Below are 15557 nucleotides of genomic sequence, written 5' to 3'. Positions count from 1 at the left end.
GAGGTGGCTGACATGGCTCAGATCATCCAGCCCATTTCGCCAGCGGCCATGGACGAACTCGCGGCACTCCGTCTGGAACTCGCCGACACCTCGACCGTGGAGATAGCCGAAGAACTCCCGCGCATCGACCTCGAAGACCAGGCGCTCCGGTTCCGGCTCCTCCCCAAGGACCGCGCTCTGGCCGTCTTCGAAGAGCTCGACACCGTCCACCAGCAGGAACTTCTCGACGGGCTCAAGACCGAGTACGTGCGCGACCTCCTCGACTCCATGGAGGCCGACGACCGGGCCAAGCTCTTCGACGAGATGCCCGCCAAGGTCGCCACCCGCTTCCAGTCCCAGCTCAGCCCCTCCGAACGCCGCCTGACCGCGCAGCTGCTCGGCTACGAGCCGGAGTCGGCCGGGCGCATCATGACCCCCGACTACATCTCGCTGCGGGCCTCGATGACCGCCGCGGCCGCGATCGAGCGCATCCGGCACGTGCGCGAGCGGCCCCGCCACCTCGACGTCCTCCCGGTCACCGACGGGCACCGCAAGCTCATCGGCACCGTCACGCTCGCCGACCTCGTCACCTCGGGCCCCGACACCCCGGTCGGCGACCTCATGACCGACGAGCACTTCCAGGTCGCCACCGACACCGACCAGGAGGCCGCCGCGCGCCTCATCCAGGAGGCCAACCTCAACGCGCTCGCCGTGGTCGACCACGAGGACCGCCTGGTCGGCATGATCACCGTCGACGACGCCATGGAGATCCTCGAAGCCGAAGACACCGAGGACGCCGTGCGCGCCGGTGGTTCCGAGCCGCTGGAGCGCCCCTACCTCTCGGCGGGCGTGTTCATGCTCGCCCGCAAGCGAGCGGTATGGCTCCTCGTGCTCGCCGTCTCGGCCTCGCTGACGGTGACCGTGCTCAGCTACTACGAGTCCTACCTCGCCAACGTCACCGTCCTGGCCGTGTTCGTCTCGCTGCTCACCGGCACCGGCGGGAACTCCGGCTCCCAGGCCTCGGTCACGATCATCCGCGCCATGGCCGTCGGCGAGGTCCGCTTCTCCGACGCCCTCAAGATCACCTGGCGCGAGTCCCGCGTGGGCTTCCTCCTCGGCGCGATGCTCGCCATCGTCGGCGGCCCGGTGGTCGGGTTCGTCTACGGGCCCCAGATAGGCCTCATCATCGCCCTGACGCTCCTGGTGATCTGCACCTGGTCCACGTTCGTCGGGTCGCTGCTCCCGCTGGTGGCCAAGAAGGTCGGCATCGACCCGGCCCTGGTCTCGGCGCCGATGGTCTCGACCCTGTGCGACGCGACCGGCCTGCTCATCTACTTCTCGCTCGCGGCCCTGGTCCTGGGCCCGACCCTCACCGGCTGAGACGCGAGGCCCCCGGCGCCGTGCCGCGCCGGGGGCTTCCGCGTCTCATACCACGAATCCCAACCGGGATCGCGGCCGAAGTCCGCGCCCCGCAACGGGACTCATTCGTCCTCGGGCCGAGCCGGCAGCCCCTCTTGGAGCTCTTCCTCGTTGATCTGGTCGTCCAGCGGGATCACCGTGCGGTCGAGCGTGATGTCCGACTGGCCCACCGTCCCCACCGAGATCGAGTCGTACGCGGTGAGCGCCTTGGTGACCGGGTCGAAGTAGAGCACGTCCATCTCCATCTTCTTCGGCTCGTCGGACTCGAACACCCGCAGCCCCGCCGCCCCGGTCGAACCCTCGACCATCAGCGTCGTGCCCTCGCCCAGGTCGTGCACCGCCCGCGAGTGCGTGTGCCCGGCCAGGACCAGCGGCACCACCCCTGCCAGAGGATCGGCCATCGGCGGCTCGTGCACCATCGCCAGGTCCGCCCCGCCCGCTTCCTCGATCGCGTCCGCGAGGCGCTGCCCCGACTCGGTCAGCATCTGCTGCGCGTACTCACTCGAGGGCTGCGCGCCCTTGTCCGGCGTGAACCGCGGATCGGCCACGCCCGCGAAGTTCAGCCCCGCGATCTCGCGCACCTCCCCGTCGAGCACGATCACGTTGTCGTACGCCGCCAGCGCCGCCACCGTGGTGGCCGAGTCGTGGTTGCCCTTGACGAACACGTACGGCGCGTTGATCTGCTGCACGCCCTGCGAGAAGATCTCGGCCTCCTGCTCCGAGCCCCAGTCGTTGAGGTCCCCGGTGTCGGCCACCGCGTGGATGTCGAACTGGTCGACCACCGACTCCATCAGGTGCCACGCCGAGGGGTTCAAGTGGATGTCCGAGACGTGCAGGACCCGGATCGAGTCGTCCTCGATCTTCAACTGCGGCATGTTCATCGCCAGCGCGTAGAACTCGGAGATGTTCGTGACGAACTTCTGGAGGTTCGCCACGTACTGTTCGTAGTTCTCGGCGATGTCCTCGGCGTTGCCCACCACGCCCGGCGCGTACGCCAGCAGGCCCTCGTAGCGCGGCTGCGAGATCGACTCGGTGCGCAGCGTCCCCGCCGCGTACCCCACCAGCGCCGCGGTCACCGCCAGTGCCGTCACCCCCGTCATCAGCGTGCGCCGCATGTTCCGGAACGCCAGAGCGCCCACCAGCAGCCCGCACAGCGTGACGATCGCCAGCGCCTCCACGGCCACCCGCGTCACCGCCTCCGACACGTCGGCGGCCAGGCTCTGCGACGCCGTGGTCACCCCGCCGGGGGTGTTGATGATCGCCTGCGCCTGGACCGGGTCCACCGCATCCAGCTTGAGGTTCAGCCCCACCGGGCCGTCGTGCGAGTCGAACACGACCGTGCCCAGCGGCGGGATCGTCACCACCGTCTCGCCGTGGATGTCCGGGTGCAGCGCCACCGTGGTCTCGAACGGCCCGATGTCGGCCTTGGTGCCGCCCACCAGCGCGAGCCCGCCCGCGGCCGAGGCCGTGCCCACCACGAGGATCGCCGCAGCCACCGCTACCCGGCGCACCCAGCCGTTCGACCTGGCCCTGGAAAAGCCCGACCTGACGGCGCCCCAAGCGGTCTCGATCCCGTGCCAGACGGCGCGGGAGGCGGATTCGACGCGGTGCGCCGCGCCGGCGAGCCGGTGGTTCATCTAGACCCTTCCTTGTGCGGCATAGCTGGTCGCGAAGCGGAGAATGCGGTCGTCGGCCTCGTCGGCGGTGCAGCCGCGCTCCTCGGAGCACCGGCCGTCCCGGTTCGAGGTGGTCACCCAGACCATCCCGTCCGGGCCCACGGCGATCGATCGTAGTCGACCGAACTCGCCCACGATCGTCGCTTGCGGCTCGCCCGTCACCGCGCCTTGCGCGTCGAACTCGACCACCCACAGGCGCTGGCCGCGCAGGCACGCGGTGATGAGCGTGCTCTCGACGAACACCGCGTCGGCGCACGAGGCCTCGACGGGGTCCCACGCGTAGACCGGGTCGACGTAGTCCTCGTCGCCGCCTTCGCCCTCGTAGCGGGGCCAGCCGTAGTTCCCGCCCGGTTCGATCAGGTTGAGCTCGTCGGCGAAGTCCTGCCCGAACTCGGTGGCGTACAACCGCTCCGCGGGGTCCCAGGCCAGGCCTTCGACGTTGCGGTGCCCCATCGAGTACATCGGGGAGTCCGCGGTCGGGTTCCCTTCGGCCGGTTCGCCTTCGGGGGTGATGCGGAGGATCTTCCCGCCGAGCGAGTCGGGGTTCTGCGACGTGGCGCCGTTGCCGCCGTCGCCGGTGGCCGCGTACAGGAACCCATCGGGCCCGAACGCCAGAGCGCCGCCGTTGTGGTTGGGCCCGGAGGGGATCCCGGTGAGGACCGGCTCGGGCTCGCCTCCGTCTTCGAGGGCGATGCTCGCGATCCGGTTGTCGTCGTCGGTCGTGTAGTAGGCGAAGACCAGGCCGTCCTCGGCGTAGTCGGGGGAGACCGCGAGGCCGAGCAGCCCGCCTTCGCCGGTGTCGTCGACCTCGATCTGCAATAGCTCTTCGGGTTCGCCCACGGTGCCGTCCTCGGCCACCGCGATCGCGAGGATCCGCCCGGTGGGCCGCTCGCCCACGATCGCGGTCCCGTCGGGCAGGAAGTCCAGGCCCCAGGGCACGTCGAGGCCCTCGGCGACCACGTCCATGAGGGTGGCGGGCTCCTCGGGCCCGGCCGAGGGCTCGGGGAGCTTGGGGGGCTCGCCGGTCTCGGGCTCGGGCGGCTCCCCGAACGAGCACGACGCGAGCGTGAACGCCAGGGCGGTGGCCGCCGCGGCAGAGAGCAACCTGCGCATGGGCACAACCCTATCGGCTGCCCACGACGATCCCGCCCGCCCCGATTCGGGGGCTTCGCTCCCTGCCACGCGCTCCGGTTCCCCACTCGGGGCCCGGTTCAACCATCGCCTGGTCGATTACGCTGGGGCGCGTGAAAGTCTGGATCGCTCACGAAGAGGGCCGCGCGCTGCTGGGCCCGCTCCCCGAGGACGTCGAGGTCGAGGTCTACGACGGCCGCGGCGACTACCCGTCCGACCCCGCGACCGTGGAGTTCTGGGTCCCGCCGTTCCTGGCCCGCTCCAAGGTCACCGCGCCGCTGCGGGACATGGCCTCGCTCAAGGCGATCCAACTGCTGAGCGCCGGAGCCGAGGTCTGGGTCCCGGTCGTGCCGCCGCACGTGGCCCTGTGCGACGCGCGCGGGGTGCACACCGCCGTCACCGCCGAGTGGGCGGTGGGCGCGGTGATCGCCTCGATGCGCGGGTTCGACGTGTTCGCGCGCAAGCAGACCCGCCACGAATGGAAGGTCGAGTGGACCACGACCGCGGTCGGCAAGCGCGCGTTGATCGTGGGCGCGGGGGACATCGGCGAGCGCGTGGCCACGGTGCTCACCGCCCTGGGCATGGACGTCGAGAAGGTCGCCCGCCGCGAACGCCCCGGCGTGCATCCCATCGCCGCGATCGAAGAGCTGCTCCCGGACTTCGAGGTGGTGATCCTCATCCTCCCGCTCACCGAGGCCACGACCGGCCTGGTGGACGCGAAGTTCCTGTCCCGCATGAAGGACGGCGCGCTCCTGGTCAACGCCGCGCGCGGCCCGATCGTGGACACGGACGCGCTGGTGGCCGAAGTGGCCTCGGGCCGCCTGCGCTGCGCGGTCGACGTGGTCGACCCCGAGCCGCTGCCGGAAGGCCACCCGCTGTGGGACCTGGAAGGCGCCCTCATCACCCCGCACGCGGGAGCTTCAGTGGACGGCACCCTCGACCGCGCCTACGCCCCGGTGGGCCCGCAGATCCGCCGCTTCGCGGCGGGAGAGCCGCTGGAGAACCTGGTCAGCGACGGGTATTAGGCGACCGGGCGGGCGCGGCTCGCCGCGGCCCGGTCCGGGTCCGAGTGCGCGAACGGCTTCGCGCAGCCGCTCGCAGTCGGAGAACGAGCGCTGCGGGCGAACGAATCGGTGCCGCCTCGCCGAAAGCCCGTGGGCTCCGCCGCTCGCTTCGCCGCGAGCCGAGCGACTCGGCTTACGCCCCGTCGACTCGCTTACGCCTCGCGGAGTTCCTGGCCTCCGATTTCGAGCACCTTCGGCAGGTTTTCAGGCTTGAGCGGGGCCAAGGGAACCTGGGACTGGTCGTCCAGTATCGCGGCGACGCCTTCGTCTCCGGTGGCGAAGCCGTCGATGTGGTGCCACTCGATGAGGCGGCTGGAGAACATGCCGCGCAACGTGATCCCCTCGGTGGTCACGTCCACGCCCGAGCGCCACGCCCACATCGAGATCCCGACCGGGGCCAGCAGCAGCGCCGCGCCCACGACCGCCGAGAACGCCCCCCACAGCGGCTGCTCCGCCATGAGCGCGAACGCCAGCGGGCCCACCGTCAGCCACGCGACGAAGGCCGCGCCGGTGATCGTGGCCGAGCGGCGGACGCGCAGGCGGCGGTTGCCGCCGCGCGCTTTGGAGGCCTCAATGCTCGTCATGCCACCAGCGTGACACACCCGAACGCGTGGGCTGCGGCCCGGCCGGTCCGGTTTCTGTCGGATTGTCGCTTGACGCGGGCGCTCAGCGTGGCACGATCACCTCATCGGCAGTGCGACAAGCCTGGTGGGGGTGGAAGTGGCCGTCAAGATCACATTCCGTCCTACGCCGCGCCAAGTGTTCGGCCGCGCGCTCTTCCTCTCGCTCTTGGCCCTCGTCGTGGCGCTCGTGCCCGCCGCGGCCTACATGCTCTTCGTCGGCCACTGGTACCACTGGACCCTGCTCGGCCTCGTGCTCGTGGCCGCCGCGGTCGCGGCCACCGTGGCCTACCTCGGCGCCCGCAGGCGCGGCACGGTCCTCGACGAGCACGGCATCCACCCCCTCGAACCCCCTGAGTCCCAAGGCGACCGCTACGCGCCCTGGACCGAGGTGGCCGACATCCGGGCCGAGCGCCGCGCCGGGCGCACCGTCCCGGTGGTCTACCTCCGCGACCCGCGCCACAAGCCCTGGCGCCTCCAGGCCCCGTACTCGGGCCGCGGGCTCTCGGCAGACGACGCGCTCGACGAGAAGATCTTCGTGATGCGCAGCCTCTGGGAGGGCTACCGCCGCGGGCCGAGGCCCGGGCGCCCCCAGCGCGGTTGAAGATCGACCGACTTCGCTGCGTCAGTCCCCGATTCCGGACCGAAACTTTCGAAACTTTTCACTGCCGCGAACGAGGAATGCGATTGCCATTCGTGACCCTATCGTGACCTCTATGGCGACTCACCAGCCTTGACGCTGTTTTGGTGTTCCCGTAGTCTCACCGCTATTACCGAAAGTTTTCGGTGCAGTTCCGGAAATAGTTCAACAGTTTCGGTATTCGACGGGCCGCGAAGCACCCGTCGGAACCCCCGCGCTCGGCGTCCCTCGATCGCCGAGTCTCTGCATGTCGGCCGTCCGGCCGCGTGAACACGGAAGGAGCGCTCACCGATGAGCACTCAGCAGCCCCTTGAAAGCGTCTTCCAACGACGGGGCGGCCGGTCCGCGAGCGCCGCCTGGCCCTCGCTCACCCGCCGCGGCCTCGTCCTCTCCGGCGGCGCGGCCCTCACCGCCTCGGCCGCCGGTTGCAGCTGGTTCTCCACCGACCCCGAGTCCGAAGGCGGCGGCGGCGACAAGGGCCCCGAGGCCCCCATGCTCGCCGAGCGCGTCGAAGCCGGCGACCTCCCGCCGGTCGCCGAGCGCCTCCCCAAGGAGCCCCTCGTCGTCAAGGCCACCGAGGAGATCGGCCAGTATGGCGGCACCTGGAACACCGTCATCAACGGCGCGGCCGACGGCCCGTGGCTGTGGCGCACCATCAACGACGGCCACCTCCTCGAACGCAACCGCGCGTGGGACGAGATCGGCATGAACATCGCCTCGGGGTTCGAGCCCAACGAGGACGCCACCGAGTTCACGATCACCCTCCGCGAAGGCGTCAAGTGGTCCGACGGGGAGCCGCTGACCACCGCCGACGTCGAGTTCGGCTACCACAACGTGGCCCTCAACACCGAACTGACGCAAGGCGTCCCCGGTGAGCTCGCCTCCGTCGACGGCACGCCCGCCGAGCTGGAGATCGTGGACGACTACACCTTCATCGTCCGCTTCAACAGCCCCAAGCCGCTCTTCCGCGACGACATGGCCGCAGGCACCTCGGGCCAGCGCTTCACCATGTACCCGCGCCACTACCTGGAGCAGTTCCACACCGACTTCAACGCGAACGCCGAGCAGGAGTCGATCGACGAGGGCTTCGACGGCTGGGTCTCGCGCTTCACCTCCAAGGGCAACCTGTGGAACTTCCTGTGGGAGAACCCGGACCTGCCCACGCTGCTCCCGTGGATCTGCAAGAAGCCGATCTCGGACGCCGACTACGCGCTGTTCGAGCGCAACCCCTACTACTGGAAGGTCGACGAGGACGGCAGCCAGCTCCCGTACCTCGACGAGGTGCGCTTCAACATCGTGGCCGATGTGGAGACGATGTTCGCCCACGCCGTCAACGGCGACTACCAGTTCCACTCGAGGCACTTCAACGACAACGCCCACCGCGCCGACGCCGTCGACGGCGAGGCCAACGGGAACTACACCGTGGTCGACCTGGAGTCGACCTACTCCAGCGACATGAACATCGCGTTCAACATGAACCACCGCGACGCCGGACTGCGCGAGGTCTTCAACGACAAGCAGCTGCGCATCGCGCTGTCGCACGCGATCGACCGACAGGAGCTCATCGACGTCCTGTGGAACCGCGTCGGCGAGGCCGGCCAGGCCGCGCCCCGGCCCGAGTCCCGCTTCTACGACGAGGCCTTCGACACCCAGTACCTCGAATTCGACCCCGACCTGGCGAACTCGATCCTCGACGAGGCCGGGTACGCCGCGGGCTCGGGCGGCACCCGCGTGGCCGCGAACGGCACGCCCCTCGAATTCACCGTGGCCGTGGCCGACGACGCCCTCCTGGGCTCCATCTGGGTCAACGCGCTCGACATGATCGTGGATATGTGGGCCGCCGTCGGCGTCAAGCTCCACATCGGGGGCCAGCCCCGCGAGAACTGGCAGAACCTCGTCAACGAGTTCGACTACGACCTCACCGTGTGGACCGGCGACGGCGGCTACCTCGACGAGACCGTGGCCGTGCAGTGGTACATGGCAGGCGGCCCCGCCGGCGGCGCGATGTTCGCCCGCCAGTGGTCCGAGCTCTACACCAACGGCACCACCCAGGAAGCGCTCGTGGCCGAACCGCCCGCGTGGGTCACCGAGCAGTGGGACCTGTACGACCAGTTCAAGGCCGAACCCGACGAGGCCGCCCGCGACGAGATCTTCAAGCAGATCCTCGCCATCGCCAAGGACGAGTTCCCCGCCATCGGCACCGTCCGCGGCCAAGGGGCCTGGGCCATCGTGTCCAACGACCTCAAGAACGTCGGCGGCTCCATGCCGGAGAACCCCACCTACGGGACCCCCGGCCCGGCCGCCCCCGAGCAGTGGTTCATCGCGAAGTAACCGGACTGGGGGAACTGACAAGTGGTTCGATACCTGGGTCGCCGTGCGCTCTACATGGCGGCGACACTGCTGGCGATCTCGCTGGTGGTGTTCGTGATCATCAATCTGCCGCCCGGCGACTACGTGACCGCCCTGCAGGTCAAGTACTCCGTGCAGGGCCAAGGCCTGTCCCCGCAGGACGTCGAGAACCTGCGGGCGCGCTACGGCCTGGACGGCAACCTGTTCCAGCAGTACTGGCACTGGTTCACGCAGATCGTCGTGCACGGCGACCTGGGCATGTCCTTCGAGTTCGAGAAGCCCGTGGCGCAGGTCATCGGCCCGCGCCTGGGCGCGACGCTCGGCGTCTCGTTCCTGACCCTGCTGGTGACGTGGGGACTGGCCTTCCCGATCGGGGTCTACTCGGCGGTCAAGCAGCACTCGATCGGCGACTACACCGCCACCACGATCGGGTTCCTCGGCCTGGCCGTCCCGAACTTCCTCATCGCGCTGGTGTTCATCTACTTCAGCGTCACCTGGTTCGGGTCCGTCCCCTCAGGACTGTGCTCGCCGGAGTGGTGCGACGCCTCCTGGAACCTCGGGAAGCTCCTCGACCTGCTCGGCCACCTGTGGATCCCGATGATCGTCATCGGCACCGCCGGGGTCGCCGGGCTGGTGCGGATCATCCGCAACAACCTCCTCGACGAGCTGCGCCGCCCCTACGTGACCGCCGCGCGGGCGCGCGGGGTCCCCGAGGGCGCCTTGCTTCGCCGCTACCCGCTGCGCGTGGCGCTCAACCCGTTCGTGTCCACGATCGGGTGGGTCCTGCCGCTGCTCCTGGTCGGCGACATCGTGGTCGGCCAGATCCTCAGCCTGCCCACGCTCGGCCCGGTCCTCTTGGGCGCCTTGAAATCCCAGGACATGTACCTGGCCGGGTCGATCATCATGGTCCTCAGCGTGGTGACCGTGTTCGGCACGCTCATATCCGACCTGCTCCTGGGCTGGCTCGACCCCCGCATCCGACTCGGACACCAGAGGTGAGGCGATGACCCTGAAAGCTCCCGAAGGCGCCGCCGAACCGATCGGCGACGCGACCCGCACCCGCGCCCCGCAGCGCAAACTCGTCTGGTGGGCCTTCAAACGGCACCGGCTCGCGCTGGTCTCGGCCTGGTTCCTCGCCGCCATGCTCATCGTGATCGCCTTGTGCGAGTTCGTGGCCCCCTTCGACAACCGCCACCGCGACTCCGAGTACACCACCGCCCCGCCGCAGGTCCTCAAGCTCTGGGACACCGACGGACCCGACGGGTTCCGCTTCGGCCTCCACGTGGACGGCTACACGTCCGAACAGGACCCGCGCTCGCTGCGGATCACCTACGAGCCCGACCCCGCCGACCGCGTCGACGTGGGACTCTTCGTCAAAGGCGAGGAGTACGAGCTCTTCGGGCTCATCCCGATGGACCGACACCTCATCGGCCCCAAGGACATGGAAGACCCGATGTACCTGCTCGGGACCACCACCGACGGCCAGGACCTGCTGAGCCAGCTGGTGTACGCCACCCGCGTCTCGGCCTCGGTCGGCATCATCGGCGTGATGCTCGCGTTCGCGCTCGGCATCGTGCTCGGCGCGATCTCGGGCTACTTCGGCGGCTGGGTCGACAACGGGGTACAGCGGATCATCGAGCTGATCATGGCCGTACCCTCGATTCCACTGTGGCTCGGCCTGGCCGCGGCGCTCCCGGCGCAGATGGGCCCGGTCGCGAGGTACTTCATCATCACCACGATCCTTGCGCTGGTGGCGTGGACGGGCCTGGCCAGAGAAGTGCGCGGCCGGTTCCTCGCGATGCGCTCCGAGGAGTTCGTGACCTCGGCGCTGCTGGACGGCTCCAGCCACGCGCGCGTCATGTTCCGGCACATGCTGCCCTCGTTCTCCTCGCACATCATCGCCGCGCTCTCGCTGTCGATCCCGTCGATGATCCTGGCCGAGACGGCCCTGTCGTGGCTGGGCATGGGCCTGCGCTCGCCCGCGGTCTCGTGGGGCGTGCAGCTCCAGGACGCCAGCAAGTGGAGCGTGCTCTCGGGCGCGCCGTGGCTCCTGATCCCGGGCGTGGCCGTCGTGCTCGTCGTCCTCGCGTTCAACTTCGTCGGCGACGGCCTGCGCGACGCCGCCGACCCCTACAAGCACTAGGTTTGACATGGACCAGCGACCACTGCTCGAAATCTCGGGGCTGCACACCGGCTTCGACACCTTCGACGGGAAGGTCCGCGCCGTCGACGGCGTCGACCTCGAAGTCCACGCGGGGCGGACCCTCTGCGTCGTAGGGGAGTCCGGCTGCGGCAAGTCGGTCACCGCCCGCTCCATCCTGCGCCTGCTGGAAGGCACCGGGACCGTCGACGCCGGGACCGTGACCTGGAACGGCGACAACATCGCCGGGACCGGCGAGTCCTTCGACGTGCTCTCCCTGGAGGCGGGGGACAAGCGCCTCCAGAAGCTCCGCGGCGGCGACGTGGGCATGATCTTCCAAGAGCCCGCGGCCTCGCTGCTGCCCTTGCGCACCATCGGCGCGCAGCTGATCGAGACCCTGCGGATCCACACCGGACTCGACAAGAAGGCCGCCCGGGCCAGGGCCATAGAGCTGCTCGACTCGGTGGGCATCCCCGACCCGCACCGCCGGGTCGACGCCTACCCGTTCCAGCTGTCGGGCGGCATGTGTCAGCGCGCGATGATCGCGATCGCCCTGTGCGCCAACCCGACCCTGCTCATCGCCGACGAACCGACCACGGCTCTGGACGTCACGACCCAGGCCCGCATCCTCGACCTCATCCGCTCGCTCCAGGCCGAGCACCACATGGCGGTCATGTTCATCACCCACGACCTCGGGGTCGTGGCCGAACTCGCCGACGAAGTGGCCGTGATGTACCTCGGCCGCGTGGTCGAGCGGGCCAGCGTCGAGGAGCTCTTCGCCGATCCCAAGCACCCCTACACGAAGGCGCTCCTGGCCTCCGTCCCGGTGCTCGGGCGCGACCGGGGCCGCGACCTGCCCACGATCCCCGGCACGGTCCCCAACCCGCTGCACCGCCCGAGGGGCTGCTCGTTCCACCCCAGGTGCGCCGAGGCGATCGCCGGGACCTGCGACGTCGACGCCCCGCCCGAGGTCCGCCTCGGCTCGCGGACCGTCGAATGCGTCCTCTACGAGTCGTTCGAAGACACAGTCGAAGGAGCCTCGGCATGACCGACCCGCTGCTGGAGGTCCGCGACCTCCACGTCCGCTTCCCGGTGCGCCGCAACCTCTTCGGACGCGTCACCGCCGAGAACCACGCCGTGTCCGGAGTCGACCTCGACCTCCTCCCCGGCGAGACCCTCGCCCTGGTCGGCGAGTCCGGCTGCGGCAAGACCACATTGGGCCGCACCATCGTCGGGGCGCAGAAGGCCACCAGCGGCACCGTCCGCTTCGAGGGCCGCGACCTCACCGCGATGAAGGCGCGGGAGCGGGCCCCGTTCCGGCGCCAGATCCGGATGGTCTTCCAGGACCCGTTCTCCTCGCTCAACCCGCGGATGACGCTGCGGCAGATCATCGGCGACCCGCTCGTGGCCACCGGCGAGGCCCGCGGCTCCGAACTGGAGGACCGCATCGCCACGATGATGCGCCGCGTGGGCCTGAGCCCGGACTACATGGACCGCTACCCGCACGCGTTCTCCGGCGGGCAGCGCCAGCGCGTGAACATCGCGCGGGCGCTCATCGTGGAGCCGCGCCTCGTGGTCGCCGACGAACCGGTCAGCGCGCTCGACGTCTCGGTGCGCGCGCAGATCCTCAACCTCCTGCGCGAACTCCAGGCCGAGTTCGGGCTCACGTACCTGTTCATCTCGCACGACCTGTCGGTGGTCGAGAACCTCGCCGACCGGGTTGCGGTGATGTACTTCGGGCGGATCGCCGAGCTCGCGAGCACCGCCGAGCTCTACGAGCGGCCGCGCCACCCCTACACCGAGGCGCTCATGTCGGCCGTGCCGATCCCCGACCCCGCGCTGCGCGGACGCGGGACGCGCATCCTCCTGCCCGACGAGCTGCCCGACCCGTCGAACCCGCCGCCGGGCTGCTCGTTCGCGCGCCGCTGCCGCTACGCCGAGGACCGCTGCGCCACAGGCCATGTCGACCTCGACGACGGGGTGCGCTGCGTGCGGCGCGGCGAACTGGACCTGCAAGGCATCGTGACACCGTCCACTTGAGAAAGGCCTCGATGGCACACCCGAACTCCGACATCATCCCCACCGTCGACGGCCTCGCCTACGGCGGCGACTACAACCCCGAGCAGTGGCCGCGCGAGGTCTGGGACGAGGACGTCCGCCTCATGCGGGAGGCAGGGGTCAACCTCGTCAGCGTCAACATCTTCGCCTGGGCCGGCATCAACCCCGGCCCCGGCGTGTGGGACTTCGAACGGCTCGACGCCATCATGGACCTGCTCGCCGAAGGCGGCGTCAAGGCCGACCTGGCGACCTCCACCGCGTCCCCGCCGCCGTGGTTCTCCCAGCGCCACCCCGAGACGCTCCCGGTCGACGCCGAAGGCCGCCGCCTGAACTACGGCGCGCGCGCCGAGTACTGCCCGCACGCGCCCGTCTTCCAAGCGGCCGTAGTGGAGATGGCCACCCGCCTCGCCGAGCGCTATGCCGACCACCCGGCGCTGGCCATGTGGCACGTGGGGAACGAGTACTACCGCTGGTGTTACTGCGACGCGGCCGCCGACGCCTTCCGCGTCTGGCTCGAAGAGCGCCACGGGGACCTCGACGGCCTCAACCGGGCGTGGGGCACCACGTTCTGGTCCCAGACCTTCACCGACTGGTCGCAGGTGCTCCCGCCGCGCATCAGCGCCGAGACCCCCAGCCCCGGGCACGTGCTCGACTGGCAGCGGTTCGGCTCCGACGCGCTGCTGAAGCTCTTCCGCTCCGAGGCCGACGCGATCGCGCGCCGCTCCGGCAAGCCGATCACCACGAACCTCATGGTCACCGGCAACTTCTCCCGGCTCGACTACCACCGCTGGGGCGAGCACGTCACCGGCCCGGGGCGGCTCGTGGCCACCGACCACTACCTCATCCCCGAACACGACGACGACATCGAGGCCCCCGCCCAGGTCGCGTTCGGCGCCGACGCCTCCCGGGGTCTGGCCGGCGGGTCCCCGTGGCTGCTCATGGAGCAGTCGACCAACAGCTCGGCCTGGCGCGGCGGCTACTTCGCCAAGCAACCGGGCGACCAGCTGCGCCACTCGTTGTCCTATGTGGCCCGAGGGTCGGAGGGCGCGATGTACTTTCAATGGCGCGCTTCGCGTTACGGCACCGAGCGCTGGCACTCCTCGATGATCACCCACGGCGGCACCGACTCCAAGGTCTGGCGCGAAGTGGTCGAGTTCGGCGGCTGGCTCAAACGCCTCGCCGAGGTCAAGGGCTCCACAGTGGTCTCTCGCGCCGCGATCCTCCTCGACTTCGAATCCGCCTGGGCCGCCGCGACTCCCGGCCAGCCCTCAGCCGACATGGCCACCTATCCCGAGATCCGCCGCTGGCACGCGGCCCTGTGGCGCAAGGGCGTCACGACCGACCTGGTCAACCCCGAATGGGACCTCAACGGCTACGAGTACGTCTTCGCCCCGCACCTCTACGTCCTCGAATCCGACGCGAACCTCCGCGCCTACGTCGAATCCGGCGGCACCCTGGTGGTCGGCCCCTACTCCGGCATCGTGGACCGCGACGACCACGTCCACGAAGGCCTCCCCGGGGCGCTGCGCGACCTCATAGGCGTCCGAGTCGAAGAATTCTGCCCGCTCCCCAAAGGCGCCACGATCACCCTCGACGACGGCACAGAAGGCCACACCTGGTCAGAAGCCGCCCACCCCACCACCGCCGAAGTGGTCGCCTCCTTCACCGACTACCCCGCAACCGGAGCGATCTTCCACCGCCACCTCGGCAAAGGCCAAATCTGGTACCTGTCGACCCGCCCCACGGACCTCGCCACCTTCCTCACCAACATCGGCCTCCAATCCGACACCCCCGAGACCCTAGAACTGGTAACCCGCCGCCACGAGGACGGCCGCACCTACCTCTTCGCAATCAACCACGGCCAAACCCCAACCCCCATCCCCGCAGAAGGCCAAAACCTCCTAACAGGAACCCCCTGGACAAGAACCGACCACCTCCAACCAGGAGCATCAGCAGTAATCCGAATCGCCTAACGCAACCCCCACGCGATCGCCGCGGCGATCATGAACACCGCGGCAACACCGAAGCAGCTCATGGCCGCCCGAAGCAACCGAAACTTGATCAACGCCAACGCCGAAAGCACCGCGAGCTGCTTCGCATTGGCGCGAAGCATCCGCTCAGGATCCCGAGCCGCCTCAACCGCATGGGCAGCAATCCGCTCAGCAGACCGGTGCGCACTAGCGCGAATCCCGGTGTCCCCAGCAGGCAGCCGAGGCCAGACGACGGTCCCCAGACACCCGATGCCGCTCAATGCGAACACCGCGCCGATCCAGGCGAACACACTGGCGGCCCCCGACGGACCGGTTAACGAGGGAGCCGCGAGCAGTAGCACTGCAAGTGGAATGGTCCCGGCGGCCAGCAGCGAGGCCTTCGTGTCCGCGTGGGTGATCATGAGCCGCGAGTGCTCGATGCTGTGGTGCAGTTCGGTGGCGGCGGCATCGAGTTCGGCGTCCGAGATGTTGTCCACGACGACCTCCACAG

At 69.6% G+C, this 15557-nt stretch carries 13 protein-coding genes; 9 read left to right on the top strand and 4 right to left on the bottom strand.

What is annotated here, in order from left to right; genetic code table 11:
- Positions 1–12 precede the first annotated feature (12 nt).
- Complete coding sequence (mgtE, locus tag AB0B28_RS11995; protein ID WP_360119960.1) at positions 13–1359, top strand: magnesium transporter; 1347 nt, start codon at positions 13–15, stop codon at positions 1357–1359.
- 101 nt (positions 1360–1460) lie between these two features.
- Here mgtE and AB0B28_RS11990 read toward each other — a convergent pair whose 3' ends face one another.
- On the bottom strand, positions 1461–3035 hold the full coding sequence (locus AB0B28_RS11990) for a metallophosphoesterase (RefSeq protein ID WP_360119959.1): 1575 nt from the start codon (positions 3033–3035) through the stop codon (positions 1461–1463).
- Positions 3036–4187, bottom strand: a complete 1152-nt coding sequence (locus AB0B28_RS11985) for a PQQ-dependent sugar dehydrogenase (RefSeq protein WP_360119958.1) — start codon at positions 4185–4187, stop codon at positions 3036–3038.
- 131 nt (positions 4188–4318) lie between these two features.
- Between AB0B28_RS11985 and AB0B28_RS11980 the strand changes: the two genes are divergently transcribed.
- Positions 4319–5230: a 2-hydroxyacid dehydrogenase gene (locus tag AB0B28_RS11980; RefSeq protein WP_360119957.1), complete on the top strand. Its 912-nt coding sequence runs from the start codon at positions 4319–4321 to the stop codon at positions 5228–5230.
- A gap of 191 nt (positions 5231–5421) precedes the next feature.
- On the opposite strand, the gene AB0B28_RS11975 is transcribed toward AB0B28_RS11980, so the two are convergent.
- Positions 5422–5853 carry a PH domain-containing protein gene (locus AB0B28_RS11975; protein ID WP_360119956.1) on the bottom strand — a complete coding sequence of 144 codons (432 nt, stop codon included), beginning with the start codon at positions 5851–5853 and terminating at the stop codon, positions 5422–5424.
- Positions 5854–5989: 136 nt separating this feature from the next.
- Here AB0B28_RS11975 and AB0B28_RS11970 point away from each other — a divergent pair, with 136 nt between their 5' ends.
- From AB0B28_RS11970 to AB0B28_RS11940, 7 genes are all read left to right on the top strand, one after another.
- Complete coding sequence (locus tag AB0B28_RS11970; RefSeq protein WP_360119955.1) at positions 5990–6493, top strand: hypothetical protein; 504 nt, start codon at positions 5990–5992, stop codon at positions 6491–6493.
- Between the two features lie 327 nt (positions 6494–6820).
- Entirely contained in the window at positions 6821–8860 is a 2040-nt protein-coding gene (locus AB0B28_RS11965; protein ID WP_360119954.1) for an ABC transporter substrate-binding protein, read from the top strand.
- A 21-nt stretch (positions 8861–8881) separates the two neighbouring features.
- Entirely contained in the window at positions 8882–9877 is a 996-nt protein-coding gene (locus tag AB0B28_RS11960; RefSeq protein ID WP_360119953.1) for an ABC transporter permease, read from the top strand.
- A 4-nt stretch (positions 9878–9881) separates the two neighbouring features.
- Entirely contained in the window at positions 9882–11021 is a 1140-nt protein-coding gene (locus tag AB0B28_RS11955) for an ABC transporter permease (RefSeq protein ID WP_360119952.1), read from the top strand.
- Between the two features lie 7 nt (positions 11022–11028).
- The gene (locus AB0B28_RS11950; RefSeq protein WP_360119951.1) at positions 11029–12066 is read left to right on the top strand and encodes an ABC transporter ATP-binding protein; all 1038 of its coding nucleotides are present in this window, start codon (positions 11029–11031) and stop codon (positions 12064–12066) included.
- Complete coding sequence (locus AB0B28_RS11945; protein ID WP_360119950.1) at positions 12063–13058, top strand: oligopeptide/dipeptide ABC transporter ATP-binding protein; 996 nt, start codon at positions 12063–12065, stop codon at positions 13056–13058. Before AB0B28_RS11950 ends, AB0B28_RS11945 begins: the two co-directional genes overlap by 4 nt.
- Before the next feature lie 11 nt (positions 13059–13069).
- Positions 13070–15049: a beta-galactosidase gene (locus AB0B28_RS11940; protein WP_360119949.1), complete on the top strand. Its 1980-nt coding sequence runs from the start codon at positions 13070–13072 to the stop codon at positions 15047–15049.
- Here AB0B28_RS11940 and AB0B28_RS11935 read toward each other — a convergent pair.
- The gene (locus tag AB0B28_RS11935) at positions 15046–15543 is read right to left on the bottom strand and encodes a Pycsar system effector family protein (RefSeq protein ID WP_360119948.1); all 498 of its coding nucleotides are present in this window, start codon (positions 15541–15543) and stop codon (positions 15046–15048) included. The two genes, AB0B28_RS11940 and AB0B28_RS11935, sit on opposite strands and share 4 nt — an antisense overlap.
- Positions 15544–15557: the final 14 nt, after the last annotated feature.

The organism is Glycomyces sp. NPDC046736, from assembly GCF_040645615.1.
In the GTDB taxonomy this organism is placed as follows: domain Bacteria; phylum Actinomycetota; class Actinomycetes; order Mycobacteriales; family Micromonosporaceae; genus Glycomyces.
This window is presented reverse-complemented; position numbering and strand designations above follow the sequence as displayed.